The 26162-nt window shown below is 63.6% G+C and carries 28 protein-coding genes and 1 pseudogene; 17 read left to right on the top strand and 12 right to left on the bottom strand.

All coding sequences use genetic code 11. The features are described from left to right. Positions 1 to 16 precede the first annotated feature (16 nt). From RS883_RS13880 to RS883_RS13850, 7 genes are all read left to right on the top strand, one after another. On the top strand, positions 17 to 1210 hold the full coding sequence (locus tag RS883_RS13880; RefSeq protein ID WP_315760775.1) for a glycosyltransferase: 1194 nt from the start codon (positions 17 to 19) through the stop codon (positions 1208 to 1210). Beyond that, positions 1207 to 2181, top strand: coding sequence for an acyl-CoA dehydrogenase (locus RS883_RS13875; protein WP_315760774.1), 975 nt, complete (start codon positions 1207 to 1209; stop codon positions 2179 to 2181). The genes RS883_RS13880 and RS883_RS13875 overlap by 4 nt, the downstream gene beginning before the upstream one ends. After that, a complete protein-coding gene (locus RS883_RS13870) occupies positions 2178 to 2831 on the top strand; it encodes a PIG-L family deacetylase (RefSeq protein ID WP_315760773.1) in 654 nt (217 codons plus the stop codon). Before RS883_RS13875 ends, RS883_RS13870 begins: the two co-directional genes overlap by 4 nt. Beyond that, positions 2828 to 3406, top strand: coding sequence for a class I SAM-dependent methyltransferase (locus RS883_RS13865; RefSeq protein ID WP_315760772.1), 579 nt, complete (start codon positions 2828 to 2830; stop codon positions 3404 to 3406). The genes RS883_RS13870 and RS883_RS13865 overlap by 4 nt, the downstream gene beginning before the upstream one ends. A gap of 141 nt (positions 3407 to 3547) precedes the next feature. Further along, positions 3548 to 4492, top strand: coding sequence for a cation diffusion facilitator family transporter (locus RS883_RS13860; RefSeq protein ID WP_315760771.1), 945 nt, complete (start codon positions 3548 to 3550; stop codon positions 4490 to 4492). 119 nt (positions 4493 to 4611) lie between these two features. After that, positions 4612 to 5799, top strand: a complete 1188-nt coding sequence (locus tag RS883_RS13855) for a DUF2252 family protein (protein ID WP_315760770.1) — start codon at positions 4612 to 4614, stop codon at positions 5797 to 5799. A gap of 518 nt (positions 5800 to 6317) precedes the next feature. Further along, positions 6318 to 7406: an extracellular catalytic domain type 1 short-chain-length polyhydroxyalkanoate depolymerase gene (locus RS883_RS13850; RefSeq protein ID WP_315760769.1), complete on the top strand. Its 1089-nt coding sequence runs from the start codon at positions 6318 to 6320 to the stop codon at positions 7404 to 7406. Between the two features lie 1536 nt (positions 7407 to 8942). On the opposite strand, the pseudogene RS883_RS13845 reads toward RS883_RS13850, so the two are convergent. Further along, positions 8943 to 9341 (bottom strand): annotated as a pseudogene (locus tag RS883_RS13845) (CDP-alcohol phosphatidyltransferase family protein); the annotation flags it as partial. Between the two features lie 251 nt (positions 9342 to 9592). Further along, positions 9593 to 10636: a cupin-like domain-containing protein gene (locus RS883_RS13840; RefSeq protein WP_315760768.1), complete on the bottom strand. Its 1044-nt coding sequence runs from the start codon at positions 10634 to 10636 to the stop codon at positions 9593 to 9595. A 218-nt stretch (positions 10637 to 10854) separates the two neighbouring features. Here RS883_RS13840 and RS883_RS13835 point away from each other — a divergent pair, with 218 nt between their 5' ends. Together RS883_RS13835 and RS883_RS13830 are read left to right on the top strand one after the other, a co-directional pair. Next, positions 10855 to 11160, top strand: a complete 306-nt coding sequence (locus RS883_RS13835) for a hypothetical protein (protein WP_315760767.1) — start codon at positions 10855 to 10857, stop codon at positions 11158 to 11160. Then, positions 11157 to 11315 carry a hypothetical protein gene (locus RS883_RS13830; RefSeq protein WP_315760766.1) on the top strand — a complete coding sequence of 53 codons (159 nt, stop codon included), beginning with the start codon at positions 11157 to 11159 and terminating at the stop codon, positions 11313 to 11315. The genes RS883_RS13835 and RS883_RS13830 overlap by 4 nt, the downstream gene beginning before the upstream one ends. Positions 11316 to 11522: 207 nt before the next feature. Here RS883_RS13830 and RS883_RS13825 read toward each other — a convergent pair whose 3' ends face one another. Together RS883_RS13825 and RS883_RS13820 are read right to left on the bottom strand one after the other, a co-directional pair. Continuing rightward, positions 11523 to 12314: a PRC-barrel domain-containing protein gene (locus RS883_RS13825; RefSeq protein ID WP_315760765.1), complete on the bottom strand. Its 792-nt coding sequence runs from the start codon at positions 12312 to 12314 to the stop codon at positions 11523 to 11525. Positions 12315 to 12387: 73 nt separating this feature from the next. Further along, entirely contained in the window at positions 12388 to 13545 is a 1158-nt protein-coding gene (locus RS883_RS13820) for a S8 family serine peptidase (protein ID WP_315760764.1), read from the bottom strand. A 92-nt stretch (positions 13546 to 13637) separates the two neighbouring features. Here RS883_RS13820 and RS883_RS13815 point away from each other — a divergent pair, with 92 nt between their 5' ends. Both RS883_RS13815 and RS883_RS13810 read left to right on the top strand, forming a co-directional pair. After that, positions 13638 to 14126 (top strand): sigma-70 family RNA polymerase sigma factor, encoded by a 489-nt coding sequence (locus tag RS883_RS13815; RefSeq protein WP_315760763.1) that lies wholly within the window; start codon positions 13638 to 13640, stop codon positions 14124 to 14126. Beyond that, positions 14123 to 14803 carry an anti-sigma factor gene (locus RS883_RS13810; RefSeq protein ID WP_315760762.1) on the top strand — a complete coding sequence of 227 codons (681 nt, stop codon included), beginning with the start codon at positions 14123 to 14125 and terminating at the stop codon, positions 14801 to 14803. Before RS883_RS13815 ends, RS883_RS13810 begins: the two co-directional genes overlap by 4 nt. A gap of 161 nt (positions 14804 to 14964) precedes the next feature. Here the strand turns inward: RS883_RS13810 and RS883_RS13805 are convergent, their stop codons facing one another. Further along, entirely contained in the window at positions 14965 to 16335 is a 1371-nt protein-coding gene (locus tag RS883_RS13805) for an aminotransferase class V-fold PLP-dependent enzyme (protein ID WP_315760761.1), read from the bottom strand. On the opposite strand from RS883_RS13805, the gene RS883_RS13800 reads away from it, so the two are divergent. The 6 genes from RS883_RS13800 (at position 16293) to RS883_RS13775 (ending at position 21872) form a co-directional block, all read left to right on the top strand. Then, positions 16293 to 18890, top strand: a complete 2598-nt coding sequence (locus tag RS883_RS13800; RefSeq protein ID WP_315760760.1) for a TonB-dependent receptor plug domain-containing protein — start codon at positions 16293 to 16295, stop codon at positions 18888 to 18890. The two genes, RS883_RS13805 and RS883_RS13800, sit on opposite strands and share 43 nt — an antisense overlap. 401 nt (positions 18891 to 19291) lie before the next feature. Further along, a complete protein-coding gene (locus RS883_RS13795) occupies positions 19292 to 19720 on the top strand; it encodes a thermonuclease family protein (RefSeq protein ID WP_409977418.1) in 429 nt (142 codons plus the stop codon). A gap of 67 nt (positions 19721 to 19787) precedes the next feature. Then, the gene (locus tag RS883_RS13790) at positions 19788 to 19970 is read left to right on the top strand and encodes a hypothetical protein (protein ID WP_315760758.1); all 183 of its coding nucleotides are present in this window, start codon (positions 19788 to 19790) and stop codon (positions 19968 to 19970) included. A 73-nt stretch (positions 19971 to 20043) separates the two neighbouring features. Beyond that, the gene (locus tag RS883_RS13785) at positions 20044 to 20235 is read left to right on the top strand and encodes a DUF6961 family protein (RefSeq protein WP_315760757.1); all 192 of its coding nucleotides are present in this window, start codon (positions 20044 to 20046) and stop codon (positions 20233 to 20235) included. Positions 20236 to 20745: 510 nt separating this feature from the next. Further along, positions 20746 to 20991 carry a DUF6894 family protein gene (locus RS883_RS13780; RefSeq protein ID WP_315760756.1) on the top strand — a complete coding sequence of 82 codons (246 nt, stop codon included), beginning with the start codon at positions 20746 to 20748 and terminating at the stop codon, positions 20989 to 20991. A 254-nt stretch (positions 20992 to 21245) separates the two neighbouring features. Continuing rightward, positions 21246 to 21872: a hypothetical protein gene (locus RS883_RS13775; protein ID WP_315760755.1), complete on the top strand. Its 627-nt coding sequence runs from the start codon at positions 21246 to 21248 to the stop codon at positions 21870 to 21872. 142 nt (positions 21873 to 22014) lie between these two features. On the opposite strand, the gene RS883_RS13770 is transcribed toward RS883_RS13775, so the two are convergent. From RS883_RS13770 to RS883_RS13740, 7 genes are all read right to left on the bottom strand, one after another. Then, a complete protein-coding gene (locus RS883_RS13770; RefSeq protein ID WP_315760754.1) occupies positions 22015 to 22404 on the bottom strand; it encodes a hypothetical protein in 390 nt (129 codons plus the stop codon). Positions 22405 to 22467: 63 nt separating this feature from the next. After that, entirely contained in the window at positions 22468 to 22599 is a 132-nt protein-coding gene (locus tag RS883_RS13765) for a benenodin family lasso peptide (RefSeq protein WP_315760753.1), read from the bottom strand. 148 nt (positions 22600 to 22747) lie between these two features. After that, positions 22748 to 22879, bottom strand: coding sequence for a benenodin family lasso peptide (locus RS883_RS13760; protein ID WP_315760752.1), 132 nt, complete (start codon positions 22877 to 22879; stop codon positions 22748 to 22750). Positions 22880 to 22969: 90 nt separating this feature from the next. Then, entirely contained in the window at positions 22970 to 23557 is a 588-nt protein-coding gene (locus tag RS883_RS13755) for a GntR family transcriptional regulator (RefSeq protein WP_315760751.1), read from the bottom strand. Further along, positions 23554 to 24417, bottom strand: a complete 864-nt coding sequence (locus RS883_RS13750; RefSeq protein WP_315760750.1) for a phytanoyl-CoA dioxygenase family protein — start codon at positions 24415 to 24417, stop codon at positions 23554 to 23556. The genes RS883_RS13755 and RS883_RS13750 overlap by 4 nt, the downstream gene beginning before the upstream one ends. A 29-nt stretch (positions 24418 to 24446) precedes the next feature. Further along, a complete protein-coding gene (locus tag RS883_RS13745) occupies positions 24447 to 25073 on the bottom strand; it encodes an acyl-homoserine-lactone synthase (RefSeq protein ID WP_315760749.1) in 627 nt (208 codons plus the stop codon). A gap of 81 nt (positions 25074 to 25154) precedes the next feature. Beyond that, positions 25155 to 25970 (bottom strand): LuxR family transcriptional regulator, encoded by an 816-nt coding sequence (locus RS883_RS13740; RefSeq protein ID WP_315760748.1) that lies wholly within the window; start codon positions 25968 to 25970, stop codon positions 25155 to 25157. Positions 25971 to 26162: the final 192 nt, after the last annotated feature.

Below are 26162 nucleotides of genomic sequence, written 5' to 3'. Positions count from 1 at the left end.
GGAACTGCGAGCCGGCATGTGCCGGCTCGCAGCATGCCAGGGATGGCGGCTGCAATATGTTGGTGGCATCCCGCTTCTTGAACTTGGCTTGTTCAACTCTGCCGCTGGCCCTGTGCACGTTGTTGATCCGTATCAACGCATGAAGCGGCTCGTGCCGTTAAACGTAGGTTATGCGCACAGGTCTGAATTGAGCATCGACTGGCGAGGAACAACGGTTCCAATTGCCATTTGTGTGCCCGCTCGCGACGAGGCGACGGCGCTTCCCAAGCTGTTCGCCGCCTTGGAACAGATGGTCCGGAGCGATGTCGCACCCCGGCTCTGCCTTCTGCTGGACAGCTGCACTGACGCAAGCGTAGCAGTGGCTCGGGATTACGCCGTCAACGCGTCGCTCCCGGTGTTCGTCGAACAGGTGAGTGACCTGGCGCCGAACGCAGGTCGCGCGCGTCATCAGGCTATGGTTCTTGGTGAGCGTTGCCTCAACGGTGCCGGCGTGCTGCTGACCACTGATGCGGACAGCACGCCTGCCGCAGATTGGCTGCAAACGATGGTGAGCGCGCTGCATCACGCGGACGTCGTTGCGGGTAAGGTCATCCGGAAAGTAACTCGATCGAACCCTGTTCAGGATCGGCTCGAAGCGTATTACGATGCGTTGTACGCGTTTCGACGAACGCTCGACCCGGTAGCTTGGGACGCGACGAACACGCATCATCATTCGAGCGGTGCGAACCTCGGACTCTTCGTCGAGAGCTATCGCTCGTTGGGCGGGTTCATGGCTCTTGCAAGCGGCGAGGACGCGCTTTTGATTGATGATGCGGCACGCGCGGGTCTGCACGTTCGACGGGATGCCGCCAGCGTCGTCTATACATCCGACCGGCGCTTTGGTCGCGTAACAGACGGCTTGGCGGGGAGCCTTCGTGCGCTCGATCGAAATGGAGAGATAGTGGAGGTGACCCATCCTGGCGATGCTGCTTGGCAGTACAGCTTCCATGCCATCGCGCGTTCCTCTTTTGAAAGCGGCGACTTCTCCAAATTGGCTGCCGGCGTTGAGCTCGCCATCGATCATATCAGGGGCGTGGCTCGGGACTGTCCCAACGGCGAAGCCTTCGCCATGCGGGTTGTCCCCACGGTGCCCGGCGGAATGCGATGCGTGTCTTTGGGGGTCGCTGAGGTCGAACTGGCCACGTTGATCGCCGGACGGCTGGCAGCGTGACTGACCTACGTCGCGAAATTACTGCTCGATCGACGCTGCTAGACAGCTTCGACGATCCTGCCGATGCCGAAACGATGCTTGGGTTGTTGCGGATCCTTTACCAGGCCGGCCGAGCCGATCTGCCGCTCGGGCGATTGTTCGAGGGGCATGTCGATGCTTTGCAGATCGTCAACCGATATGGAGACGCGAAGCAGCGCGAGCGCGCAGCCGCGGCAGTGGTGGGCGGCGGAGCGTTCGGCGTGTGGAACGCGGACTTGGCAGGCGAGCCACTGCGGATTGATGAATTGCGTTTAACTGGCGGCAAGAGCTTTGCGAGTGGTGCGGGCCTGATTTCGCATGCGCTGGTGAGCGTAGACGTCGCGGGTGGCCGCCAACTGCTGCTCGTCGATCTCGCGCGTACGCCTCCGCAGATAGACCGGACGTTTTGGCAGGTGGCTGGAATGCAGCGGTCGGAGACCCATGTTGTAAGATGGCACGATGCACTGGTTGCGGCCCAAGACTTGATCGGCGCGCCTGGTGATTATGTGCGCGAGCCATGGTTCAGCGGCGGTGCGCTGCGCTTTGCAGCGGTGCAGGCGGGAGGCATCGCGGCATTGCTCGACCATGTGGCCTCGCACCTCGTCGCCACTGGTCGCGCGAACGATCCGCATCAGGCAGGGCGCCTGGCCGCGCTCTACGGCCTCGCCGAGGCGGCAGCCGGCGCTATCCGCACCGCTGCGACGGGTTGGTTCGCCGACGAGGCGTCGCGCCTGCCGCTAGTCGCTGCCGCTCGCGCGGCCGTATACGGGGCGGGTGGTCCTGCGATCGAACTCGCCGAGCAGGCGGTGGGTGTGCAATCGCTTTTCGCGGCTCATCCGCTTGCTGCCGCAATCACCGACTTGTCTATGTACCTACGCCAGCCTGCCCCCGATGCGCAGCGAATGCAGGTGGGCGCTGCTATCGCGGCGGGAACGCTCACGGCGTGCCTATGAGGCTGCGTGTCGGCATGCCACGGCGGCTGATCGTCGTCGCCCCCCACCCGGACGACGAAACCATCGGCGCGTACGCGCTGATGTGCCGATTGCGGCGGCGAGGCGTGGCGGTGAAAGTAGTCGTGTTGACCGACGGTGCCGCATCGCATCCGAACAGCTTGCGCTGGCCGCGTCGCCGGCTGACGGCGGAGCGCCGGCGAGAGAGCCGCCGCGTGCTGCGCCAGATCGGCGTGGCCGCGAACGACGTAACGTTTCTCAACCTGCCCGACGGGTGCCTTCACCGGCACACCGTGCCTGCGCGACGCGGCTTGGCCCGTGCGCTGGGACATGGCGGGCCAGCATTGGTCGCCGTGTCGGCAGCCAGCGACGCTCATCCCGATCATCGCAGCGCCGCCATCTGCGCCTCAACGCTGCGGCGTCCCGGTTTGCGCGTGCTTGCCTATCCGGTCTGGCCGGCCGGCTCGCGGCCTGCGGGAGCCCGCGCTCTGCTCCTGACCGCGCAAGAGCGGCTCGCCAAGCGTCACGCCGTGCGCAGATATCGGACCCAGGCCGGCCGCATCACCGACGATCCTCAAGGCTTCGTGATGACGCCGGCTCAGATCGCGACCTTCACGCGGCCTTGCGAGCTGTTCTTGGATGGCCGCCGATGAGGCCGATCTCGCTCGACGGGTTTGATCGCAAGTTTGCCAATGACGACGACCCCTGGTCGACCTTCACCGACGGTGATGAGGCGCTGAAGCGTCGCGCCGTCCTGCATGCCATCGGAACAGGACCATGGGGCCGCGTGCTCGAAGTTGCCGCCGGCAACGGTTCCAACAGTGCTGCGATCGCATCGCGAGCGCTGCGCCTGGACGCTACCGAGGGTACGGAAAGCGGCACCGCGCTGGTCGCAAAGGCTTTGAAGGGTCGCCGACGCGCACATGCCCTCAAGCTGGTCATTCCCGATCGGTTGCCGCGCGTTCAATACGACGTCATCGTCGTCGCCGAAGTCCTATACTACCTGTCGCTGCGCGATATGATCCAAACCGCTCGTGACCTCGCCGCTACGCTCCGCTCAGGCGGCACTCTGGTGCTGGCCCACCACCGTGTGGATTATCCCGACTTCGCGCAACATGCCGCGCACCTGCAGCGTGCCTTTCTGCAGGCGACACGCCGTCGCTGGAACGTGCGGGTCTCGCGCCGTACCGGTCGATGGGTCGTGCTTGCTTGTCGCCTTCGACGATAAGGGCGGATGACGTTCCCAAGGTCCGCCGACGGGACCATGGGTGTCGCTGTTTTCGGGTACAAACTCGACTTCGGTAAGCTGCCGCCCTAGAGGCGCCCGAAGCGCGCGTCAGGCGCTGATCGACTTTCGGGACACAGATAAATGGCCGGACACGGCTCGAAGACCGTCATTCTGGCGGCGCTTGGCGGCAATGCGCTGATCGCCGGGACCAAGTTTGTCGCGGCTGCCTTCACCGGCTCGGCGGCCATGATGTCGGAAGGCATCCACTCGCTCGTTGATACCGGCAACCAAATACTGCTGCTCTACGGGATGCGGCAGGCGGCAAGACCCGCAACAGCAGAGCATCCGTTTGGCTATGGCTTACGTCTGTATTTTTGGGCTTTCGTCGTTGCCATCCTGATCTTCGGTCTAGGCGCCGGACTGTCCATCCTGCACGGCATCGAAAAGATCAGGGACCCGCATCCGATTCAGGATGCTTGGGTTAACTATATCGTGCTTGCACTGGGTATTGTGTTTGAAGGCGCAGTTTGGATGGTCGCGTTCAAGGCGTTCCGTGCCGAGAAAGGAGATGGCGGATGGATCGCCGCGATCCGCGCGAGCAAGGATCCGACCATCTTTACGGTGCTGTTTGAGGACTCAGCGGCGCTTCTGGGTCTCGTTACGGCGCTGATCGGCATCGCGCTTGCGCAAACGCTGGAGATGCCGATCCTTGATGGCGTTGCCTCTGTCATCATCGGCATCATCCTGGCGCTGACTGCCGCCTTTCTCGCGTACGAGTGTCAGAGCCTGCTCACCGGCGAGGGAGTCTCAGCGCCGGTTCGCGCCAGCATCCGCTCGATCGCCGCGGCCGGAAATGGTGTCGAGCGGATCAACGAATCGCTGACTATGCATTTTGGTCCGAACGATGTTCTGGTGGCGTTGAGCCTGGATTTCAGCAACACACTGCCCGCAGCCGGCGTGGAGGATACGGTGAGTGCGATCGAGCGCGCCATAAAGGCCGCGCACCCGGACGTTACCCGTGTGTTTGTCGAAGCCCAGAGTTTCGAGGCGCACCGTCGATCGCTTGTGGAGGCCGCACAAGGTTAACGATCCCAGCCTGGGGTCGGCGTGGAGGAAAGCGGCTTTTCCCGAATGCCAGCAACAATGCGACACAAATGACTTCCGGCACGTTGAACTGGCTGAAAAGACAGCGAGGTTGCGATTTGATGCCCCTTCCGACCGAACGTTCTGCCATTCTTGAAGCCAATCGCACCCTGAAGATGGCGCGCTCTGCTCACGCCTATGTGCGTGGCAACACCGCGAATTTTTACGAGTGGTTGCAAGCCTCGTCGCTGGCGGATCGTCTGCCCAAGGGTCCACCGGTCTGGATCTGCGGCGACTGCCACCTTGGCAATATGGGGCCGCTTGCCAATAGTGACGGCAGGGTCGAGATCCAGATTCGTGATCTCGATCAGGCAGTGATCGGCAATCCCGCCCACGATCTCATCCGGCTCGGCCTCTCGCTTGCCACTGCGGCCCGCGGCTCTGATCTGCCAGGTGTCACCACCGCTCGCATGATGGAGGAGATGGTCGAGGGCTATGCCCAGGCGATCCTCGACCCGACGAGCGGCGATGCCGGGGTCGAACCTGACGTCGTCCGCAGCATCAGGCGCACCGCGCTCGGACGGCGCTGGCGCCATCTGGCCAAGGAGCGGCTCGAGGCGGTCGAGCCGCGGATTCCGCTCGGCAAGAAGTTCTGGACGCTTGACCCGGTCGAGCGCTCGGCACTGGAGGACCTGTTCGCAAAGCCGGACGTCGCGCACCTGATTCTGTCGATGAAGGGCAAGCCCGCCGATCGAAAAGTCCGGCTTGTCGACGCCGCATATTGGATGAAGGGGTGCAGTTCGCTCGGCTTGCTGCGATATGCCGCGATCGTCGGCATCCGGACGAGCAAAGGCAGCTGGAGCTATGCGCTCGTCGATCTGAAGCAGGCGGCGGCACCGATTGCGCCCGCCGCCGGCGGCGCCAAGATGCCTGCGGATCATGGCGAGCGGGTGGTGACAGCGGCCCGGGCCCTGTCACCGCATCTGGGCGCCCGGATGATGGCGGTCCGGATACTCGACCGGTCGCTGTTCCTTCGCGAGCTCGCGCCGCAGGATCTGAAGATCGAGATTGAGCAGTTCGGCCATCGCGAGGCTGTGCGCTCGGCGCGCTATCTGGCGTTCGTGGTCGGCAAGGCGCACGCGCGGCAGATGGACGAAGCAACGCGGGCGAGCTGGCTCGACACGCTGCGCGGGAATCGCGGGGGTCAAATCGATGCGCCCTCCTGGCTTTGGGAAAGCGTCGTCTTCCTCGCCGGAAGTCACGAGTCCGGCTACCTCGATCACTGTCGGCAATACGCGCTCGCTGCTTGAGCTTTCAGGCTCCGAACGTTGGCGATCTACCCTGTGCTGACCATCGCAGTCGAGACACTTGAAAATCGACGGCTGCGACGTACAGCCGAAATCGCTACAGATCTGGCCGGTTTCGTTTGTGGTGAGCTGGCGTGATGACAGGTCAGCATCATGGGCCCTGACAACAATGTATCAAGCACCATTGTGAGGTAAGACATCAAAGCAACTGGGCCGGATGCGTCGAGGCCCAGTTCCTGCTTTGCAAGCCTATCAGTCTGCAGGGACACGCCGACCAGCACGGCGAGTTATAACTCTATAAGCACGCATCTGGCTTAGCTAGAGCGGCGCATCATCATCACGTCGACTGGCCCTAGCTGCCGAGGTCGCTGCCGCAGTCGTTTAGCCGCGTGGTCGCGGAGCGGAGGCGCTTCGATCGTTGCAGTTTCCGCATGCCAGCCACCTTGCAGGATCATAGCAAGGACCCCACATTTGCTGCAACGCACAATGATCGCGTGTGCGGCAGTCGCATCGCTGGTCCCATGCTCCTCACTGCCAACAAGGAGCATCGCATGCGCTCAATCTCCGACACGATCACTCACCTTAAGCAAATGCCGCAGTCCGCCCTTCGCGGCGACGGGCAGAACAATAATCTGACCCCAATGGAAGGGTACGGCAGCGACCCCGGCGCTTTGCGTGCGCTGCTGTACGTGCCAGCCGGCCTAGCTGCCAACGCCCCACTGGTGGTCGTGCTACACGGGTGCACGCAGACCGCCGCGAGTTACGACCATGGCTCAGGCTGGTCCGAACTGGCCGAGCGGTTCGGCTTTGCGGTGCTGTTCCCCGAACAGCAGCGGGCGAATAACCCCAATCTCTGCTTCAACTGGTTTTCGCCCGAGGACGTGCGGCGCAGTAGCGGCGAGGTCGAGTCTATCCGCGAAATGGTATTCGCCACGGTTGAGCGCCATCGGCTCGACCCGGCACGGGTGTTCGTCACGGGTCTGTCGGCGGGCGGAGCGATGACCTCGGCGATGCTGGCCTGCCATCCCGAGATCTTCGCCGGCGGCGCGATCATCGCCGGGCTGCCGTTCGGCACCGCGTGGGGGGTGCCCGAGGCGCTAGAGCGGATGCGCGGCCGCGGCCATGACCGCGCTAGCCTCAGCGAGCGGGTACGGGCGGCATCGCCGCATCGCGGGCCATGGCCCGCCGTGTCGGTCTGGCACGGCAGCAGCGACCCGACAGTCGACGCTGTCAACGCAGAGATGATCGTCGACCAGTGGCGCGGGCTCCACCGCGTTGGCGAGCCCGACACGGTCGGGCGGGTCGCGGGGCATGCTCACCGGACCTGGCGCGATGCCACCGGTCGGGCGGTGATCGAACAGTACACGGTCTCAGGCATGGGTCGTGGCACGCCGTTGGCGACCCGCGGCGACGAGGCCTGCGGTACCCCCGGGGCGCACATGCTCGACGCTGGTATCTCCTCCACCTACCGGATAGCGGCCGCGTGGGGCATTGTTCCTACCGTTGCGCCGCTTCGGCCAGTCAAGACGCCCAGCGCCGCGACCGGGCGCTTAGACACGGCGGCAACGATCAACGACGCACTGCGGGCCGCCGGGCTGATCAGGTCGTGAGGCTGCACATCCGACATCGAACGGCTTATCGGGTGTAGTTGCAGAGCACATCTGTGTCCGTAGCGTACAGGATCTTCGCCAAACCCCTGACGTTACTTCCATAGGAGGGCGCTATGGCCGGACCTGATGATCTTCCAATTGATGTCCACGCTGATGACGGCCAAGTAATCGTCCATGGCCCAGGTGGCATCGCGCTGTATTTGACTCCGGACGCCGCGGCAGAAACATGCAGCCGGCTGCTCCAAGCTGCAGCGGAGGCGCGGGATCAAGTGACAGTGCAGGTTCTACGCGGCTAAAGAAGGCCAAGCAGTCAGCGTGCGACGCAATAGTTATTCATCGGACCTTTGTAGGCTTGAGGCTGGCGCAGCTCAGCACGCGACGTAAAGCCGGAACCGTGCATTAGCTTTGGTGCCGAGCCAATAGACGAGTTCTGAAGGTCGAGCAGCGGTCTTAGCGTAATGTTCATCGGCTAGCGGGATCGGCAACAACCGTGCGCACGCCTGATTGTGGGAGGACGTTTACCTCTTTAAATGCTGCCAAGCCACTGCACCGGTTGCGGCGAGAGCCAGCTTGCGCGCTGCGGGTCTGCTTATCAGCAAGCACACGCCGGCCGACTGGGAGACTAGCCGAGCAAGTCCGCTGCACTGACCACCGTAAGACAATGCGGCAGAGCTGGTGAAAATAGCGTTGACGAACGTGCGATCGGGGCAGGTACAGTACGTTCACAGTATCGCGCACGAAGCCGCGGCGTTTGGGCGCCTTCTTCGTGAAGGTGGATGCGGTCGCCTTGTCACGCGTCCGGTACGTAGCTTTTTAGCACTCCGCATTGCTGGTCAAATGCTCGGCAAATTACATCGAGAATCGAGAATTGCTTTGCACGCTGGCTGCGATTGCGGAAATCAGCGCTTGATCAATCTGACGGTCGCCGCGGAGGGCATGCCGACGATCAGGATCTGGAACAGCGTCAGACCTGTTTCGGTCTAAACACGAACCTCTAGGTCTCTATTGAAAATAGACGGCTCCTGAAAACGCAGCAGATCGCCTGCATAGCGCTGCACCATGGACTCCGCAGCGGCCACGCTTGGAAGCGTGACCGTGCTCGTGCTCCTGCGCTCGCCGGCTTCAAATATGCAAAATTGATACGTGGGCATCGTCGCGAAACGCGCTTTGAGCGGTTTCGGCGCAAATACCTCCGAAAGGCTGGGTAAGCAGCGTTAACGAGCGCCGGTCTGCGAATGGTACAATCGCCAAGGCTGAGCTCGAGCTGAGCCCATCAGACTGAGCAACCTATGATTGAAGAGAAGAGGCGAAGCGCTCCCCGGGGGTGTCGAGATTGCGCCTCGCCTCTTCATCCACTCGGCCTCGCGGTTGGGGGCAACCTGGCCAGGTCAGAACAGCCGAGAAGAAAAGGGAGTGAAACCCGGCAGTCTGTCCGAAATGGAGGTTGTACGTTTCGCTCACGTTTAGCCATCCTTTTTTCCAGCGCTTTTGTATCCACGAGCGGCTTTGTCGCAGAAGGCGGTTGATCCGCCTGTAGGCGATCATAGCGACCGTCATGTCTACGAATGGCGAAAGACCAATCCCAGCTACGATTAGTAAGTTGGCGGCGCCGTCACAACTATGATCAAGAAAATAGCCGTAGGACGGTCGCTCGATGCCGCGGAAACGAGCTAAGCTTCCATCGAGGGAGTCGCCAAACCATTGAACGACATAGCCGAGCAACGCGATCCAGAGCCACCAAGTCGCTAGATTGCTGCCCAGATAGCCGACAAAAACCAGAGCGGCGCCAACCATGCCGATAGCGGTCAATCGATCAGGTGTGATTGAGGCCGGCATCATGCCGCAAAGCCAAGTGAGCAACCGTCGCTCACTCACTGCCAGCCAATTTTTTTGAACACGAGTCAACCTCGGGGAAGCGGGTACGCGACTTTCCATACGGCAGGGCTATGGCCCTGAGGTTTTGCTTTAACAAGCAGGCACCTAACGTGCCTGAGCCGCTCCGGAAAAGGGCACGGAATGCCTGATGCCATAGGTTCGGGCTTGCGGGCTATCTCGACGAACTGAATAAGCAGCGCCAAGAGCAGGATAATCACCGTACTCAGGCCATGGCGCGCTAGTGACAAAGGTTCCGTCAACGGCGTTCCTTACAATCGAGCTCAGCCTAAAATTCTATCCACTCACGGAACTTAGCGCGGCGCTGCATTGCCCAGCATGCGTAGAAGGAAGCCTCGAATCCGCTCGGTTCGTGCAGGGTTGGCGGACGCCAAAACCCCGTGCGCGCTCGCCGGCAAATGCGCTGCGACCGCCGCTGCATCGTCGGCAAAGACGTAGTGGTCGAACCAAACGCGCCACGCGGCTTTAGCTGCCGGGGGGAGGTCTCGAACACTCATCATCGCATGTATAAGCGCGGGAAACGGCGAACCTGCGTCGGGTTGTCCCCACCAATAGTTCACCAAGACGTTCAACCGATCGAAGGCGCGGACGTGGTGCCACCAGAGCGCAGGAATGAAAAGTGCATCACCCGGCTCAAGATCGGCGATTTGTGCGTGCCGGGCAGCCTCAGCGAAACGGGGAAAGCGAGCAAGATCGGGAGCATCCGGATCGACTAGGCTAGAGGGCGGACCGGCGATCGTTTGATCAAGCGGGCCGACATAGAGATTGCCGATTTGATCAGGCGGGAACAGGGTAAATCGGCGGCGGCCATAGACCGCGCAGGCCAGATTATCCGACTCGTCGTAGTGCGTTGCGATCCTCGTCGCGTTGCCAATCCATAGCCGCGCTGGCGCCCCACTCGTCGGCAGATTGAGGGGGTTTTCACTCTGCCATCCAGGCAAGTGTGCCGGCGCGGCTGCAGACCCAGCGTAAAGCGCATGGGGTGCCGCTACGTTTTCTTCCGAAAATCGGACTAGCTCGTGCAATAGCTGGTGCAGCGCAACCGGCTGACGATGGAAGTTGAAGCCGGTCAAATCATCATTGTAGAAAAATCGACCCTCTTCTTGGGGCGCCGCGATCATTACATCGAGAGGCTGGCCCGTACCAAAGCCGGCAAGGTAGCTTGCCATGGATCGGTCGCCTTCCATGCCGGCCGCAATCGCCGGCCAATCACGCACCTGCCCGCGCAGCACGACAGGCATCCCGGCCTCCGCCACTTCGGCCAGGAAAGTTGCGGCCTCGACCGCAGATCGTTCTGCGACCCGGGTGTGGGACAATGGCGGATCTTCAACAAGCATAACGTCTCCCTCACTGAAGACGTATCCGTTCCGTTTTACAATGTAGAATCATTGGCTTCGATCCGAAGGATCATCAGATCTGACCGCACCGATCAGCTTGACCGATCCGTGCATCTGAACTGCAGCGCCTTATGGTGGGTTCGAAATGCCATTCCTTTTTCCGCCCCCTAGTTGCAGTGCCGTTTCACCTGCTTCCGTCGTGCATCGCTCCTCCGCTGGTGCGCCCGGCGCAGCGAACGGGGGAGATCGTCATCACCCTCGACAGCCAAGGTCTAGCGACCCTGCTCAACGTCGGCCGACATCCCGATGCGGTGGATACGATCACCCACGTCATCGATGCTGAGGTGGCGCGGCGGGGCAGGGCAGTGCGGCTCATCCAGGGCGGTCAGCAGCCCACGCAGCCGCCGAGTGCCTCGCTGACCAGCCCCCTTATCCAGGCGCGCCACTGGTGGACCGAGCTGCGCGCGGGTAAGTTTGACAATACCACACTCGCGGCGCGAGAAGGGGGCACTTACCACGGATGACGCGGGTGGTGCGGCTCGCGTTCTTATCGCCGCAGCTTGTCGAGGCGATCTTCGCCGGACGTCAGCCGCTCGATCTGGACGCAAAGGCGCTGACGCTGGACCGGATCATCGAGCCGAGTTGGCAGCGGCAAAGAGCGTGGCTTACAGCGGCTTAGCGCTCAGTCCGATCGTCGCTTTATCAAACTGCCATCAATGATGATCGCGAGCCCCGCGGCGGCGGATCTGGCTCGCTCTTAGACAAGCGCCGGTAGTTAACGGATCAGCGATGTGACTGTTATGGCGGCAATTGAACGCTGGCGATTCACATGAGCATGGGGCGACGTCCGGACCGACCGGGCTGTGCCAGCCGATCCGAATGTCGATCAGTCGGTCGCCTCGCGCTTCACGTCGCCGCGCTTCATGGCCGAGACGAGGACGCTGCCTTCGCCGGAGAAGTTCGCTGCCGGCAGCGTCGCGACGCGATCTCCTACCCTGACCAGAACCTCACGGACGCGGCCGTCAGCTTCGCTACGCAGATCGCGTACGGTGCCGAGCACGCGCCCCTTGGTGTCAACGACGGTCATGCCCGGCTGCACGTCGAAGCTGCCCGCGCCCGCTGCCGCCGCACTGCCCGCAAGCGCCAAAGTGCCGTTGCCAGCGCCAGCGCTGCCCGTGGTGGATACCATAGCGTCGCTTGCAGCATTGCCGGTCGGCTCGCCCACCGCTTTTCGAGCGCCGGCCACCGTGTCCCGCCCGCGAGCCGCAAGGCCGCGTGCTTCGCGGGCAGTGCCTGCCGCGGCCGAGCGAACGGCGTCGGTGCCGATCAGGTCGGCATCGACGCCGCCCGCGGCGCTGCCGGACCCGCGCGCGTCGACGCTGCCCCCGCCAATCGGCGAGCGGCCGTTGAGGAGCATGCCGCCCTCACGTGAGGCGTTGCCATTGGCGCGGACCCGGCCGCTGCGGCGGTCGACCTGGCGATCGGTGCGAACGTCGGTGCTGCCGGTGCGGCGAAGGGTGCTTTCGGTCATCGTACCCGGCGAGCGGAGCGTGCCGCCGAGCGAACCGCCAACGCTCCCGCCAAGACCGCCGCCGCCGCCGCCGAGCAACTGCGCAGAAGCAGGCGTGGCCGCAATCGTCAGCACCAGCGCAGCGGTCGTGAACAGGATGGAACGCATGTCGTATCTCCTCTCAGATCTGAAAGGAGAACGGCGCCGCGTCGGGGTTTAATCCCGACCCTGAGGCTTTTCTTCAGCGCCGCTGCACGCAACGTCCGCAGACGAGACCCCGGCCATAGCGGCGCCCGGCCACCGCCTCGCCATCGACCTGCCCGCGTCCCACCGCGGCAAGGCGCGCGGCGACCAGCGGCGCGGCGAATGACGTTCCGCGAACAACCTCCATGCGTCCCTTTGCATCCGGGGCAGCGAACCCGGCACCGGGCGCGGCATAGTCGAGGTGGCTGGCACGTCCGGCCTCGATCAGGACGCGCCCGCGCGCATCCACGCCTGTCACCGCGACGACGCCGGGATAGGAAGCGGGATAGGCGGGCGGCGCGGCGGGCCCATCGTTGCCGACCGCGGCCACGATCGTCATGCCGCGCGCCTGTGCCGCGGCGATCACGCGCGACAGCAGGGGATTGGGCGGCCCGACGAGGCTAATGGAGACGATGCCGACATCCGCCCTTGCCAGCCAGCCGATCGCACGCGCGATCGCCACCGCGCCGCCGCCCGCCGGATCGCTACCATAGACGTCGGCGGCCACCACGCGTGCGCCCGGCGCGCCGCGGCCGATCAGCCAGGCGATCGCGGAGCCGTGGTCGCTCGGCCGCGGCGCGCCCGTCGCAAAACCTTGTTGCCGGACGGCGCCGCCGGACACCCCGCCATCGATCATGCCGACGACGGGGCCGCTCTGGACGAGGCCCGCGGTTGCAATCGCCGCGCTGACGGCCTCGAGGTCGCCGCTCCTGAAGTGAATGACATCCGCGGTCACAATTGGCGACCGAAGCCGCGCCCGCGCGAGAGCATGGTCCAATCGGATGCCCGCCGGGATTGCAAGGCGGGCATAGCCGACACCCAGCCCTTCGATCTCGGTACGCTCGATCGTCCGGAAGCCGTCCCGCTCGAGCGCATCGATCGCCGCGTCGTTGGGGTCGGTCAGCACGACCTCGCCCGCGCGGGCCGCATCACCGCGATCGTCGCGCACGACGCGCCCGCCGCTCGAACGGAGCAGGGCGGCGATCCGGTCGAGCCGGGCGGTTTCCAGCGCCTTCGGTGCAGTCTCCACAACGCCGTCGACCGTGTTCAGCAGCCGTTCCGGCAGTGCGCCGATCCGCGGCGGCAGGGACGGCACCAGCTGCGCGCTTGCCGGCGTAGCCGCGATCATCGCGAGAGTGACGAGGTGTCGCTTCATCCCGATCCTTCTTGATGCGCATGAATTCGCTATCAAGGGATGAAACGCGCAACCCCATTCGTTTCATCCACGAACCCGACCGAGGAACCCCGTTGAGCTTCGAGCGCGACCTGACGGCTTCGCTGCCGCGCCTACGCCGCTTTGCGCACGCACTGGCCCGCGACGGCGCGGATGCCGACGATCTGACCCAGGTCGCGGTCGAGCGGGCGCTCGTCTCGCGCGCCAGTTTCGTGCCGGGTACACGAATGGACAGCTGGATGTACCGGATCATGCGCAATGCCTGGATCGACACGACCCGGTCGCGCCGCCGCGCCGAGCAAACCTTCGTTGCGGAGGAGGCGGGCGCTGCGATTGGTGACGCCGGCGACCGCGCGATCGAGGCACGGGTCGAGCTCGATCTGGTCGGGCGTGCGATGGCGACGCTGCCGGACGAGCAGCGCGAAGCGGTGGCGCTCGTGCTCGTCGAGGGTCTCGCCTACAAGGAGGCTGCCGCTGTGCTCGACATACCGATGGGAACGCTGACCTCGCGGCTTGTCCGCGGACGGACGGCATTGATGGCGAAGCTGGGAGAAGCGGCATGACGATCGACCGCGAAACGCTGATGGCCTATGCCGATGGCGAATGCGATGCGCTGACCGCGCGCCGCGTCGAGCGCGCGATCGCCGCCGATCCCGAGCTCGCCGCCAAGGTCGAGGCGCATCGCGCGCTCCGAACCAGGCTGAACGCTGCCTTCGCGCCGATCGCCCAAGCGCCGGTGCCGCCGCGTCTTTCCGAGCCGCTCCGGTCCAACGTCGTCGATTTCCCCGGCCGCGCGCGGCGCCGGTTTCCGGCCGCATGGGCCGGTGCCGTGGCGGCAAGTCTGGTCATGGGGCTGCTGATCGGCCGCGGCAGTACGCCGAATGGCCCGGTCGGTGCCAGCCCCGGCGGTCTCGTTGCAGCCGGGACGCTTGCTCGCGCGCTGGATACGCAGGCGGGCGGCGACGGCGCGATCGGCGGCGTGCGGATGCTGGCGAGCTTCAAGGGACAGGACGGCCGATACTGCCGGGTCTTTGCCGGCAGCGCGACCGACGGCATCGCCTGCCGCGAAGGCGATGCCTGGACGTTGCGCCGGACCGCGTCGGGCCGGGTCGAGGCCGGGACCTATCGTCAGGCCGGTTCGGCCGATGCCGCCCTGCTGGCCGAGGCACAGGATATGATGGGCGACCAGCCGCTCGACGAGGCGGGTGAGAAGCACGCGATCGCGAAGAAGTGGCGCTAAAGGAGGAAGGCTGCACGCCATCGTGAATGGTTCTCCTCGATCTTATGCCCGCGTCGTTTCGGACAAGCGCCAAGCCATGGCGGAAGCTGGCAGGATCTCAGAGCGTGAGTCAGCCGAGTTCTGCGATGCTGCTGAAAACGCTGTCAATTGATGCGACGGGTTCAGGGGAACAGGTGACGTTCCGCCGCGACGGCGGCAGCGAAGCGATCGAGTTCTTCGTCGGTGTTGAACAGGCTGGGCGTCACGCGCAGCACCGGACCCGATGCAAGGCCGCGTTTGGCAACGACGAGGATGCGATGTCGCTCGACGAAGCGGCGTTGCGCTGCCTGCGCCTGCTCCCAACTGCGCTGGCCGGGCAGGCGGAAGGCACCAATCGCCGCCACGCGATCGATCTCCGCCGGATGCACGATCTCGACGCCTCGCATCTCGCGGATCGCCTGGGTCCAGCGCCATCGCATGGCGTTGAGCCGGGCGAGCTTGGCGGTGCCTGCGCTCCGGTGTTCGGCGATTGCATCGGGGATCGTCAGGCGGGCGGCATAGTCGACCGTGCCGGTGGGTGCCCGAGCGCGCACATCGGACGGATCGCGGATCGCGTTGCCGAACCACGGCTCGATCGCGTCAAGCCGTGAGCGGCGGATATAGAGCGCGCCGGTGCCAAGCGGCGCAGCCACCCATTTGTGGAGGCTGAAGCCCATGAAATCGATGCCGAGTTCGTCGACGCTCACCGGCAGCTGTCCGACCGACTGCGCCGCGTCCAGGATGACGTCGACGCCGCGCGCTTTCGCCATCGCGGCAATCTCTCGCACCGGCACAACGACGCCGTTGCGATTGGACAAGTGCGTGAGCAACAGCAGCTTGGCGCGCGGCGTGTCGCGCAATACCCGCTCATAGGCAGCGAGCAGGTTTGCGGTCGTATGCGGCTCGGGAAGGGCGAAGGTGACGAGCCTCGCCCCGCGGTTGAGCGTCAGCCAGCGCATTGCGTGCTGCATCTCGTCATAGTCGATGTCCGCCATGATTGCGGCATCACCCGCCCGAAGCGGGCGGTAGTTCGCGATCAGTGCATAAAGCGCCTCGGTCCCCCCAGCGCACAAGGCCACATCCTCCGGCGCGGCGCCGATCAACGCGGCGACGGCGTCGGTCGCGGGCTGCAACCGCGCGTCGCGATCAGGACCGGGAAGGGCGCTGCGCAGAAACAAGGCATTCTCGCGGTTCACCCATTTGCCGTGTGCGCGATACTGCGCCGCGACGGTTCGCGTCATCGCGCCATAGTAAGCTGCGTCCAGGTTGATGAGACTACGATCGACGTCGTAGCGATCGACAAAGTCACCGCGCCGCGCCGCGGCTGGCACCGCGGGCGTCACCGAAAGCGCGGCTCCGGCGCCGATAAAGCTTCTTCTACTCTGCAAGCCTCGATCCCGTCTTGACCGAGCAGCAGGGGCTCGGCACAGGTATGTTACAAGATAACATAACTCACTTGAAGGGGTCCTCCGTGCAATTCGCCTGCTCGATCGCGGCCGCCGCGCTGCTTTCACTACCCATGCCCGTTGCAGCGCAGGAGGCCGAAGCCTCCGGTGACGAAGCGGGCGCGTCAATCGTCGTCACTGGTGATCGCTTCGGCGGGCGAACGACCACCGACTCCCCTGCGCCTGTAGATTCAATCGGCCGCGAGCAGCTCCAGCAAAGTGGCCGCGTCGACCTTATCCAGATGCTCAAGGTCGAAGTGCCCAGCTTCAACTCGCCGCGCCCACTGGGATCAGGGGTCGGCGACTATCTCGTCCCGCCGTCGCTTCGAGGGCTCGGACCGGGCGAGGTGCTGGTTCTCGTCAACGGTAAGCGGCGGCATACCTCGTCGGATCTCAATTCGAGCAACGGCATCGGCCGTGGTGACATCTCGGTCGACTTCAACGCCATTCCGTCCTTCGCGTTGGCGCGCGCAGAGGTGCTGCGAGATGGTGCTTCCGCGCAATATGGCTCGGACGCGATCTCGGGCGTCATCAACCTGATCCTCGACCGATCAGTCGGCACGCGGGCACAGGTCACAGCGGGGACGACGACCAAAGGTGACGGGGAGTTCTGGGAAGCAAGCGTGTCATCGGGGATCGCGGTGGCCGAGGGGGGCGTCTTTCGCCTCACCGCCTCGATCCAAGACCGCAACGGCACAGACCGGTCCCGCCCCGATACCCGGCAGCAATATTTCGGCACGAACGCCGCCGGCCGCCCGGTCGCCATCTCCGGCAATTACGGCTCGGGCGTGGGCCTGACGCCGTCGAACGGCACGCTCGACCCGCGCGAAGCGACAATCGATCGCCGCGTCTTCCGCTTCGGTGACCAGCCGAGCACCAACAAGCAAATCTTCTTCAACTTCGCCGCACCCGCGTCCGACGACGTCGAGGCCTATGCATTTGGCGGATACAATCGACTGGACGGCGACATCGAGTATTTCTTCCGCCGCGCGGGACAGAACGAGACGCTGCGCGCTTTTTATCCCGACGGCTATCGCCCCCAGCTGGACTCGCGGGTCGAGAACCTGTCGGCGGCGATCGGTCTGCGCGGCGACGACATTGTCGGCTTCGGGTGGGACGTGTCGAGCGTCTACGGCGTCAGCACGCAAGACCTGTTCTACGACAACAGCGTCAACGTCTCGCTTGGCCGCGAGTCACCGCGACGCTTCTATCGGCTGGGTTCGGATTTCTATCAGTGGACGAACAATCTCGACCTGACACGCCAGATCGATGTCGGCGATGGCGCGCCGCTGAACCTGGCGTTCGGGGCCGAGTATCGCGAGGAGACGTATCGCCTGTTCCCTGGTGATATCGACGGTTTCCGAAGCGGCGGCGTGCCGATCCTCGACGGACCGGCTGCCGGAACGGCGGCGCCAATCGGCGCGCAGCCGGGACCGAGTTCGGGGCCGGACGATCGCGCCTCACTCTCGCGTGCTAGCGTCGCGGTCTATGGCGAGCTCCAGAAGGAGTTGTTCGATCGCCTGCTCCTCCAGGGAGCGATCCGGCACGAGCATTATTCCGATTTCGGCGACACCACCAACTACAAGGCCGCCGCTCGATTGAAGCTGTTCGGCGGCCTGGCGGCGCGCGCTTCCTACAACACCGCGTTCCGCGCACCGGCACTCGCGCAGTCGGGCTACAATGCGTCCAACACCCTCATCCTCAACGGGCAGCAAGCGATCGTTCGAGTGGCCGCTGTGGATAGTCCCGCGGCGCGGCTGGCGGGTGCGACCGACCTCAAGCCCGAGCGGTCGCGGAACCTGTCAGCGGGGCTCACCTTCGAGCGGAGCGGCTTTACTGCGACGCTCGACGCCTATCGCATCGACCTGGATGACCGCATTGCCATCTCTTCGACCTTCCAGGATGCGCGGTTGACGAACTTCCTCGCCGCCAACGGGCAGGCAGGGTTTGGGGCGATCTCATATCTCACCAACGCGGTCGACACGACGACCGAGGGTGTCGATCTGGTCATGCATTACCGGCATCGCTTCGGCGACGGCAGCAGCTTTTCCGGCACGCTGGCGGGCAATTACAACAAGACGCGCTTCGACCGGATCGCCGGAACGCCGGCGCCGCTCGCTGCAATCGGCATCGCGACGCCGCTGTTCGACCTCACGCAGCAGCTTCGCTTCTCCGACAGCCTGCCGCGCGACAAGGTGGTGCTCGACCTCAACTACACCCGTGGACCCTTCACGTTATCGGTGACGAACACGCGCTATGGCGAGGTTTCCACGGTCGCGCTGACCAATCGCACCCCGGCGCAGATCGCAGCGCTGACACCCGGATACGATGTACGGCTCGTGCCGGTGGGAGCGGCGGGAAACGCCGACATCGTGCAGACCTTCGGCGCTGACATCATCACCGATATCGAACTAGGCTGGCAGGCGACGCGTGCACTGCGCCTGAGCGCCGGCGCGCAGAACCTGTTCGATGTCTATCCCGACGAGAACATCGCCTCCACCGTCGCGAGTGTCGCGGCGGGGACAAACGGCGCCGACAATGCCGGCACGCAGCCTTACAACGCCATCGCGCCGTATGGCTTCAACGGCCGCTCGGTGTTCGTGCGAGCGGCTCTGAGTTTCTGATCAATTGTCGTTACGACGGTTATATTTGCGACCGGAACGGTGTCAGATCGCTAAGCCAGCTGCTAATAAACGCAACGATGGGTAATTAGCTCAGAATTAGTAAAAGCGCTCGCAATTAGCTCCATCGACAGCTCGTCGGGTCAGTCGCTTCAGACTTCAGGATCAAGCATCCTCAAGTCGACGCCCATACAAGGATATTCTGTGCCTGTCGGTGTCCGATGGGTTGCGCAACCACACGCACCGCAGTGCCATACGTCGAGTGAGCGATTGACCCCTTTGTTCGTAGCGAGGGCAGGGGGATACAGTGGCCGGCAAGGCCATTGCCACGATGAGCGGTTTTAAATCATCGGGGCATCGGGTTCGGATGGCGACTTGCCGATTCAAAGCTACAAAACACGATGATCTTCTTCTTCGCCGCCTTGGCCGCCGATGTCGTACCTTCCGGCACGACTTTCACCTGCACGCCGATCCGGGTTTGGGATGGCGATGGGCCGCTTTGGTGCGCTGAGGGGCCGCGAATCCGACTATCTGGGATCGCGGCGCGCGAGGGGGATGGAACGTGCCGATCGAAACAGCCGTGCCCATCTGCCAGCGCCGAAGCCGCACGCGACGCCCTTGTGCGGCTGGTTGGCCGCCGAGTTGGTCGATCCCGCGAAGGGCACATCCTTGTCACCGGGCCGATGCTGTCGTGCAGATCGGACGGAAGCGGACGCGGGAAGAGGACTGCAGCTTGGTGCACGTCGCCGCGCGTAGGCGACCTATCGTGCGCGATGGTGAAGACCGGAACCGTGCTGAAGTGGGCGCGGTATTGGCGGCGGCATCGCTGCTGAAACAGGCGTCGCACCTGGGCAATACGTGTCTTGATCGACAACGTTGATCCGCCATAACACGTCATGCATGACCGCAGCGAACGACGACGCGCCCACGCGGGCCCCAGACGGTCTGCCGAAGGAAGTCGCCGACTTGTACCAGGCATGCGCTCTCATGACCGACGAGATGGTGCAGGAGCTTCACGACGGGGCGGCTGGCAATACCCGGGAGCAGTTCGCGGCGGTATTGCGCGCGCGTGGTCAGATCTGAGGCGCCGGGCGGTCTACATTGAGTTCGGGATCGTGGTGGTGATTTCGGTCGCGGCGCTGCTGTCACCGTGGCTATGACCCCCGATGAAGAACGCTGGGCTGAAGCGCTTATGGTAGAGCGCCAGCACGGTGACAAAGCGGCGGATCATGTCGCCGAGCGGATCACTGCTCTCGCGCTCGCCGGTGACGATGATGGCGTAGCGAGGTGGTTAGAGATCGCCAGCCGGTTGGATGCGCTGGATCAGCGGCCGGAACGGCCGACGTAATCTTTCCGGCGTTGCAGACACTCAGCCGCTTGTTATCGTGACCGCATGAGGTGGACCATATTTTGCGGCATCGGCGTGGCCGCAAGCGGAGCGATCGCTTCTTTGGCAACGGCGACTCAATCAGACGCCTCGGCTGAACGCCGAGCAGCCTGTGCCGCAACCGGGGGAGTTCTTCGACCATATGGCCCAGGCGGACAGCGCTTGTTCTGTTCACAGAATTTCGCCGACGCAGGTGAGGTTTGCCGCGCCAGGTCAGATTGCATCGGCGAATGCACGCTGCCTGAAAGTTACGTGCGGGTTCGTGGAGAGCAGCCCCGCACGGTGGGAACTTGGCAGGCTCATGCTCAAATGGGCTGCGTGAGCGTGCTACAACATGGATTGCCCGGTCGCGTATGCACCGACTGATGGCCTCCGGGCGGCAGCGTTCTCAGCTATGTGATTGAGCGAAGTTGCTGATCTTTGTTATGCAATGGAGATTGCCGGTTCGGTTAGCGTTAGCGCGCAATGCCTATGTACCGCTTCTGCGTTTATGAGAACGGCGAACACCATGCCGAAAGCTCGATCGAGCTTGTGGACCTCAGAGCGGCTGAGACGATGGCCCGACAGTACACCGGCGATTTGATGCGCTCGCGCAAGGTCTCGATCCTTGATGCTGAGCTAGAGGTGCAGGTGCAGGATCAGCTGGGCCTCACGCTATTTTGCATCAGCGTCATGGGGACGTTTTCAGCCGCAGCCGCGAAGCCAGTGATGCCCTAGAGGCTGCTGGCTGCTTTGGCGGAGCGCCTCCTTAACTGGTCGCGTGCAACGCCGTCGCTCCGTTCGGCCAGTCCAACTGACAAGGCTCGGTTGGCAGTCATGCGGTAGCGGTTACATACCGTGACGGCTCCTGATGACGCGGGCTGAGCAGCATGTCCGGTATCGACGCAACACCGCATCAAGGTTCGTTGACAATCCCGCGCACTTACCCCCTGATCCCGCGCGGCGATTCTCGCCAATAACCGGGGGGTTATATGAAAATGCGTTTTCTCGCTGCGCTTGGCGCGGCTTCGTTCTTCTGTGCGCCCGCGATGGCCCAGGAAGGCACACCGACCGCGGTCGACGCAAGCGCGCCGATGGTAACCGGTCAGACAGAAAACATCGTCCGAACGGGTACGCCTGTCCCTCTGCGCGTGCTTGAAATGCTCACAACCAAGGGCAAAAACCTGAAGGTCGGGCACCGATTCAACATGGAAGTGTCGGAAGCGGTGATCGTGAACGGCCACATTGTTATCCCCGCAGGCGCACCTGCGGTTGGCGAAGTGACCGAGGTCCGGAACAAGGGTATGTGGGGCAAGTCCGGCTACATCAAGGCGCGGGCTGTTTCGCTGACTGCTAATGGCCGACAAATCCGCCTGTCTGGCGATCTTGATGACAAGGGTGTCGCCGCGGGCGGCGGTGCCGTCGCAGTTTCGGCGGTGGTGTTCCTCCCGGCCGGCTTCTTCATGACGGGCACGAGCGCGGTCATCCCGGTAGGCGCGATCACGAAGGGCTTCGTAAACGAGGACATCGCGTTTACGCCAGCGGCTCAGGCCGCGACGATGGCGCTTGCTCCGGCGGCTGTGGTGCCTGTCGACTCAGCGCCGACAAAGGCGAACTGACGACTAGCGGCGGGGCGGTGAGAGCCGCTCCGCCTCTAGCCCATCAGCAGCGCTGCGAAATATACCGCAACGATCGCGGCTAATCGCAATGCGAACAGCAAATCTTCGTCTCACGGTTGGGGCGGCGTCATCTCACATTGCTTCAATCGAGAGGGAACCCGGCGATCTGGCGTTTCCTATACCCCGTAACGCTTATTGCCACCGCTCGTGATGCAATAGCGCCCGTCGCGAGGCCCGATGCAGATGTTGCCGCTCGAGCACGGGCAAGCTCGTCGATATGCTCCGGGATCGCGATATGCTCGCGAAGCGCATTGGTCGCCTCGGGATCACCTGTGCGCAGCGTTCGCGAGCGTTCGAGGAGCAGGTTCACCGCTTTCGGCGGGGCGCATGAGAAGCCGCACTCAAGCCAGGCGAGCATGGTCGCCGCCAGCTTCTCGGGGACGCAGAAGTAGCGATCCTGTCTCAGGTCGAGCAGGAACAGCTTGTCGGTTGCGCGACAGCAGGTCGCGTGCGGCAGGATGCGCCAGACCATTTTTCGCCTTTCCTCTCGAACCATGACGCCGGTCCGGTATGCGGCCAGACCGGCGTCTGCGGGTCAGTCGTCCGAAAGCCCGAGCTTCGGCTGCTGACCCGAGAAGTCGATGACTTCCTGGTCGCCGCCCTGCGTCTCGACGCTGGCGGCACCCAGATCGATCAGGTCGACGGTTTCGGTGGGTTCGCGGTCCATGGTTTCTCTCCGTGTCGCGGAATGCGACAGGACAAGGTTCGGATGGGTCGGGCGCTATAAGAAGTTTATAATGCGATTATAATCACCGGCGTTGGTGTCGCTGCGCCGACCTTACCGGCCCGGCCGAAGCCGGACCGGCTTTGTGTCGTCAGTCGTCCGAAAGGCCCATTGCGGGCTGCTTGCCCAGCGTGTCGATCAGCCGTTCGTCGGCGCCCTGCGTCTCGACGCTGGCGGCGCCCAGATCGATCAGCTCGACGAGTTCATTGGCTTCGTGGTCCATGGTCATTCTCCGTGCCGCGGAATGCGGCCGGACCATGTTCGAGCCAGCGCAGCGCTATAAGAAGTTTATACTCGGATTATATTCTAGGCGTCAGATCCCCCGACGGGCGACCAGCCCTGGCGCCGCTTTCATGCGTCGCAGATGATATCGCCGCACGGCCGAAGGCAGGCTCGCGTCGAAGATCGACAGGACATCGAGTTCGCCCAGCATCGGCTCGAGCACCGCCGCCTCCAGCAAGCGAAAAGAATGGAGGCGATCGCCTGCATTCGCGATCGCTGTGCCGATCTCGCGGTTGGGGGCTGTCGCAGCGATCGCTTCGAACAGGCGGGCGGTGCGGTCTGCCTGCGACCTGTCGCTCGCATCCGGACTTTCGGCGATGGGTTCCGGTGCTCGACACGCTGTGCGCACGGCGAGCAGCGTCAGCGTCGAATGCCACTCATACAGGTCCCTCAGACCGGCCTCGGTAAATCGGGGGACATAAAACCCCTCGCCGGTGCTGGCGGCTACCAGGCGTTCCCCAACGAGGCGGTGCAGGACATCGCGTACCGGCGTCATGCTGACGCCTAGCTCATCAGCGATGCGGTTGGCTTCGAGGCGGGCGCCCGGTGCAAACCGCCCTTCACGCAGCATCTGCTTCAATGCAGAATAGCTTCGCTCCATCGCCTGAACCGGACTCACGTCGATGCCTCCTGGCTGACGCGGTGGCCGGCGACGGCAGCAGCCTGGTCCGGTCGCAGCGCGTCCACCGCGCCGATATGGACCGGGAGATTGCCGGTAAGAAGAAGCGAGGGGCATACGCCCTCGTAGTTGCCAAGATTGGGGCGGTGCTGGCGGTATCCCACCAATGCGGCAAGGTCAGGATCGAAGCCGCGCGCGATTGCTGGCGGATAGGCCAGCCACTGGTTTTCATAGGGTTTGAGCCAGCCGAGGCAGTAGCTCACCACGACCGCCTTTCGTACCTCGTCGCTGCGGTTGGCACCGGCCCCATGGAGCGTCGATCCCAGGAATAGAAACGCGTCCCCGGGACCATATTCGGCGACGATCGGATTCTCGAGTGCCGAGTTACTTAGCGCTTCGCGGCCATGACTGCGCGGATAGAGGATCGTCCCGCCATTTTCGACCGTGAACGGCGTCAGCGGCCACATGACATTGACCAGATACTCGACCTCGCCCTTGACCCCCTCCCACATGTCTTGGTCGCGGTGCGGAAATTGCGCGGGCGCGCCCGGATGGAGCGCGATCGCCTGCATCAGATTGAGCTGAAGCGTATCACACCAGGGAGACAGGATCGCTTCGGCCACCGAGAAAATCACCGCATGCCGAGCGAGCGCGGCGGCATGCGGTGAGCGCCTGAGCAGGCTTCCGAACCGCTTGGTATGCGCACCGTAGAAGTCGCCCTGGCAGAAGGGCGTTGCCTCGTAGATCGGCGCAAGGTCGGCAGCGAGCGCATCGATCGTCGCGCGCGGCAGGGCGTTGGGGATGACGCACCACCCCTCGGTTGTCAGTAGTTCCAGCGCGACCTCGAAATCAGCAGGCATCGTTTTGGAATTCTGGGTCATGTCGGACCTCAACCGTTTGCGGCGCGGCGCGCCGGGAGCTCATGGCGTGGGATAGGCGACCACACGCCGCCAGCGGCCAAAGCTGCCGGCGTCTCCGGCGTGATCGTGATCTCTAGCGCGCCGAGCTGTGCAGCGCCGCTTGGCAAAGGTTCGCCAAGCGCGCGGCATTGCCAGCCGAAGTTCAAGATCTGCTGCAGCCACGCCATCTCTGCGACGCCGGTGTAGGTTTTAATTCCCGTCTGAAGCGCGTGTGCCGCCAACGCGGAGACGAGCTGGTTGCGCGCCTGCCGCCGCCCTGCTGATCGCAACTCCCGGCTAAGGCAAAACCGAGTGATTTCCCAAACTTGCGGACCGCGAGGGATCGCTCCGCGACATAGCCTCGGGAAAAGCGTGTCGAGAATATGCGGTCGGGTGGTTGGGAGTAGCCGCGCCGATGCCAGATGCGCCTGATCCGTATCGGTGATGATGAGATAGCGGGCGTGAGCGTCGTCGAACTGGTCGACCTCATAGCACCCGTCTAGCACCGGAAGGTCCCATCTGAGCAGGTCGATAAATACTCGCTTCCTCGCAGCAAGCATCGAGCGGAACACCCCGTCGGGCACGCTGTCAGCAGTGGAATCAACCAGAAGAACCATGGATGCCGACCCTTCGAAATGATGAGGGGCCAAGCATCCAAATCAGCGCCTAAGCGCGATATCCCAAGAAATGGGGGTGCCTCAGTGTTTGAGAATGTCGGAGAAGCTGATCAATCCGTCGAACAACGCGCGTACCGCCAGGAGCGCGCGCTTCTGGACGTTGTAGCGCTCGCGCGCGTGCTTGAGGTGCTGGATCACGGTTTCATGGCCGATGCCTAGAATGACCGAAATTTCCCAGTCGGTCTTGCCGCGGGCCGCCCAGAGCACGCAGTCGCGTTGCCTGTCAGTGAGGATCGGATCGGGGAGGATCCGGCGCGACCCCGAGATGCGCCGCGCCGCTTCAAACGCAAAGGCACCGATTAACTGACAGACGAACTGCAACTCTTGCGGGAAGGGAAGTCCGGCTTCGACCGCAAACGAACAGGAGCCCAGCGCTTCGCCCGGAACGCTTGCCGGAATTGTAAACCCTTCACCGATCCCGATCTGGTAGGCGCGATCGAGTACGATTTTGTCGTCAGGCGTCAGCTTGATCATCGCGGGGACCGCTGACCAGGCAAAACCAACGCTTGCTAAATTGCAGGCGCGATGAATCGGGTCTGTGCGGCCAAGTCCATTGTCGTCGAACCACGATTCCCAGCTCGGCGGATAGTTGTGAAGTCTGATCGCCGGCCCGGCTTCCCTGCCGAAATCAATGTGATGAGTAAGCGCGAAATATCGTACGCCCATGTCCGAACAGCATCGGATCAGAGCGTCGTACAAGTCCTTTTGCGCCGGCGCGGATCGCGCATTCTCGACGAACTGTTCGGCGACTCGCAAACGAGGCATGATCACCCCGACCGTCCGCCGGCCGCGGTCCTCAATCCGCAACTCCGACGAAACGCCCCTGAACGGGCTCATGTCCGAACAACTTCTCAAGGGAGTCGGTCGAGCGATTGCGTAGGCAGATGCGCCAACCGCCTTACAAGTATACGAAAAATCGGCGGTGAGGAACATAGATGAAAGGGCACACGCACGCCGCAATCGCGAACTGCCCGGATCATCATTGCCCAGGACCAGCTAGCGGTCGGCTGCGGTCGCTTGGCGTACATG

The organism is Sphingomonas sp. Y38-1Y (assembly GCF_032391395.1).
Taxonomy (GTDB): Bacteria; Pseudomonadota; Alphaproteobacteria; order Sphingomonadales; family Sphingomonadaceae; genus Sphingomonas.
The sequence above is the reverse complement of the archived record's forward strand: the minus strand, read 5'-3'. Positions and strand labels throughout refer to the sequence as shown.

What these genes read in the sequence shown, in the direction of transcription:
- RS883_RS13880 (WP_315760775.1), top strand. Translation starts at nt 17, where the DNA reads ATGTGCCGGCTCGCAGCATGCCAGGGATGGCGGCTGCAATATGTTGGT.
- RS883_RS13870 (WP_315760773.1), top strand. Translation starts at nt 2,178, where the DNA reads ATGAGGCTGCGTGTCGGCATGCCACGGCGGCTGATCGTCGTCGCCCCC.
- RS883_RS13865 (WP_315760772.1), top strand. Translation starts at nt 2,828, where the DNA reads ATGAGGCCGATCTCGCTCGACGGGTTTGATCGCAAGTTTGCCAATGAC.
- RS883_RS13860 (WP_315760771.1), top strand. Translation starts at nt 3,548, where the DNA reads ATGGCCGGACACGGCTCGAAGACCGTCATTCTGGCGGCGCTTGGCGGC.
- RS883_RS13855 (WP_315760770.1), top strand. Translation starts at nt 4,612, where the DNA reads ATGCCCCTTCCGACCGAACGTTCTGCCATTCTTGAAGCCAATCGCACC.
- RS883_RS13850 (WP_315760769.1), top strand. Translation starts at nt 6,318, where the DNA reads ATGCTCCTCACTGCCAACAAGGAGCATCGCATGCGCTCAATCTCCGAC.
- RS883_RS13840 (WP_315760768.1), bottom strand. Translation starts at nt 10,636, where the DNA reads ATGCTTGTTGAAGATCCGCCATTGTCCCACACCCGGGTCGCAGAACGA.
- RS883_RS13830 (WP_315760766.1), top strand. Translation starts at nt 11,157, where the DNA reads ATGACGCGGGTGGTGCGGCTCGCGTTCTTATCGCCGCAGCTTGTCGAG.
- RS883_RS13825 (WP_315760765.1), bottom strand. Translation starts at nt 12,314, where the DNA reads ATGCGTTCCATCCTGTTCACGACCGCTGCGCTGGTGCTGACGATTGCG.
- RS883_RS13820 (WP_315760764.1), bottom strand. Translation starts at nt 13,545, where the DNA reads ATGAAGCGACACCTCGTCACTCTCGCGATGATCGCGGCTACGCCGGCA.
- RS883_RS13810 (WP_315760762.1), top strand. Translation starts at nt 14,123, where the DNA reads ATGACGATCGACCGCGAAACGCTGATGGCCTATGCCGATGGCGAATGC.
- RS883_RS13790 (WP_315760758.1), top strand. Translation starts at nt 19,788, where the DNA reads ATGACCGCAGCGAACGACGACGCGCCCACGCGGGCCCCAGACGGTCTG.
- RS883_RS13785 (WP_315760757.1), top strand. Translation starts at nt 20,044, where the DNA reads ATGACCCCCGATGAAGAACGCTGGGCTGAAGCGCTTATGGTAGAGCGC.
- RS883_RS13780 (WP_315760756.1), top strand. Translation starts at nt 20,746, where the DNA reads ATGTACCGCTTCTGCGTTTATGAGAACGGCGAACACCATGCCGAAAGC.
- RS883_RS13775 (WP_315760755.1), top strand. Translation starts at nt 21,246, where the DNA reads ATGAAAATGCGTTTTCTCGCTGCGCTTGGCGCGGCTTCGTTCTTCTGT.
- RS883_RS13770 (WP_315760754.1), bottom strand. Translation starts at nt 22,404, where the DNA reads ATGGTCTGGCGCATCCTGCCGCACGCGACCTGCTGTCGCGCAACCGAC.
- RS883_RS13765 (WP_315760753.1), bottom strand. Translation starts at nt 22,599, where the DNA reads ATGGACCGCGAACCCACCGAAACCGTCGACCTGATCGATCTGGGTGCC.
- RS883_RS13760 (WP_315760752.1), bottom strand. Translation starts at nt 22,879, where the DNA reads ATGGACCACGAAGCCAATGAACTCGTCGAGCTGATCGATCTGGGCGCC.
- RS883_RS13750 (WP_315760750.1), bottom strand. Translation starts at nt 24,417, where the DNA reads ATGCCTGCTGATTTCGAGGTCGCGCTGGAACTACTGACAACCGAGGGG.
- RS883_RS13745 (WP_315760749.1), bottom strand. Translation starts at nt 25,073, where the DNA reads ATGGTTCTTCTGGTTGATTCCACTGCTGACAGCGTGCCCGACGGGGTG.
- RS883_RS13740 (WP_315760748.1), bottom strand. Translation starts at nt 25,970, where the DNA reads ATGAGCCCGTTCAGGGGCGTTTCGTCGGAGTTGCGGATTGAGGACCGC.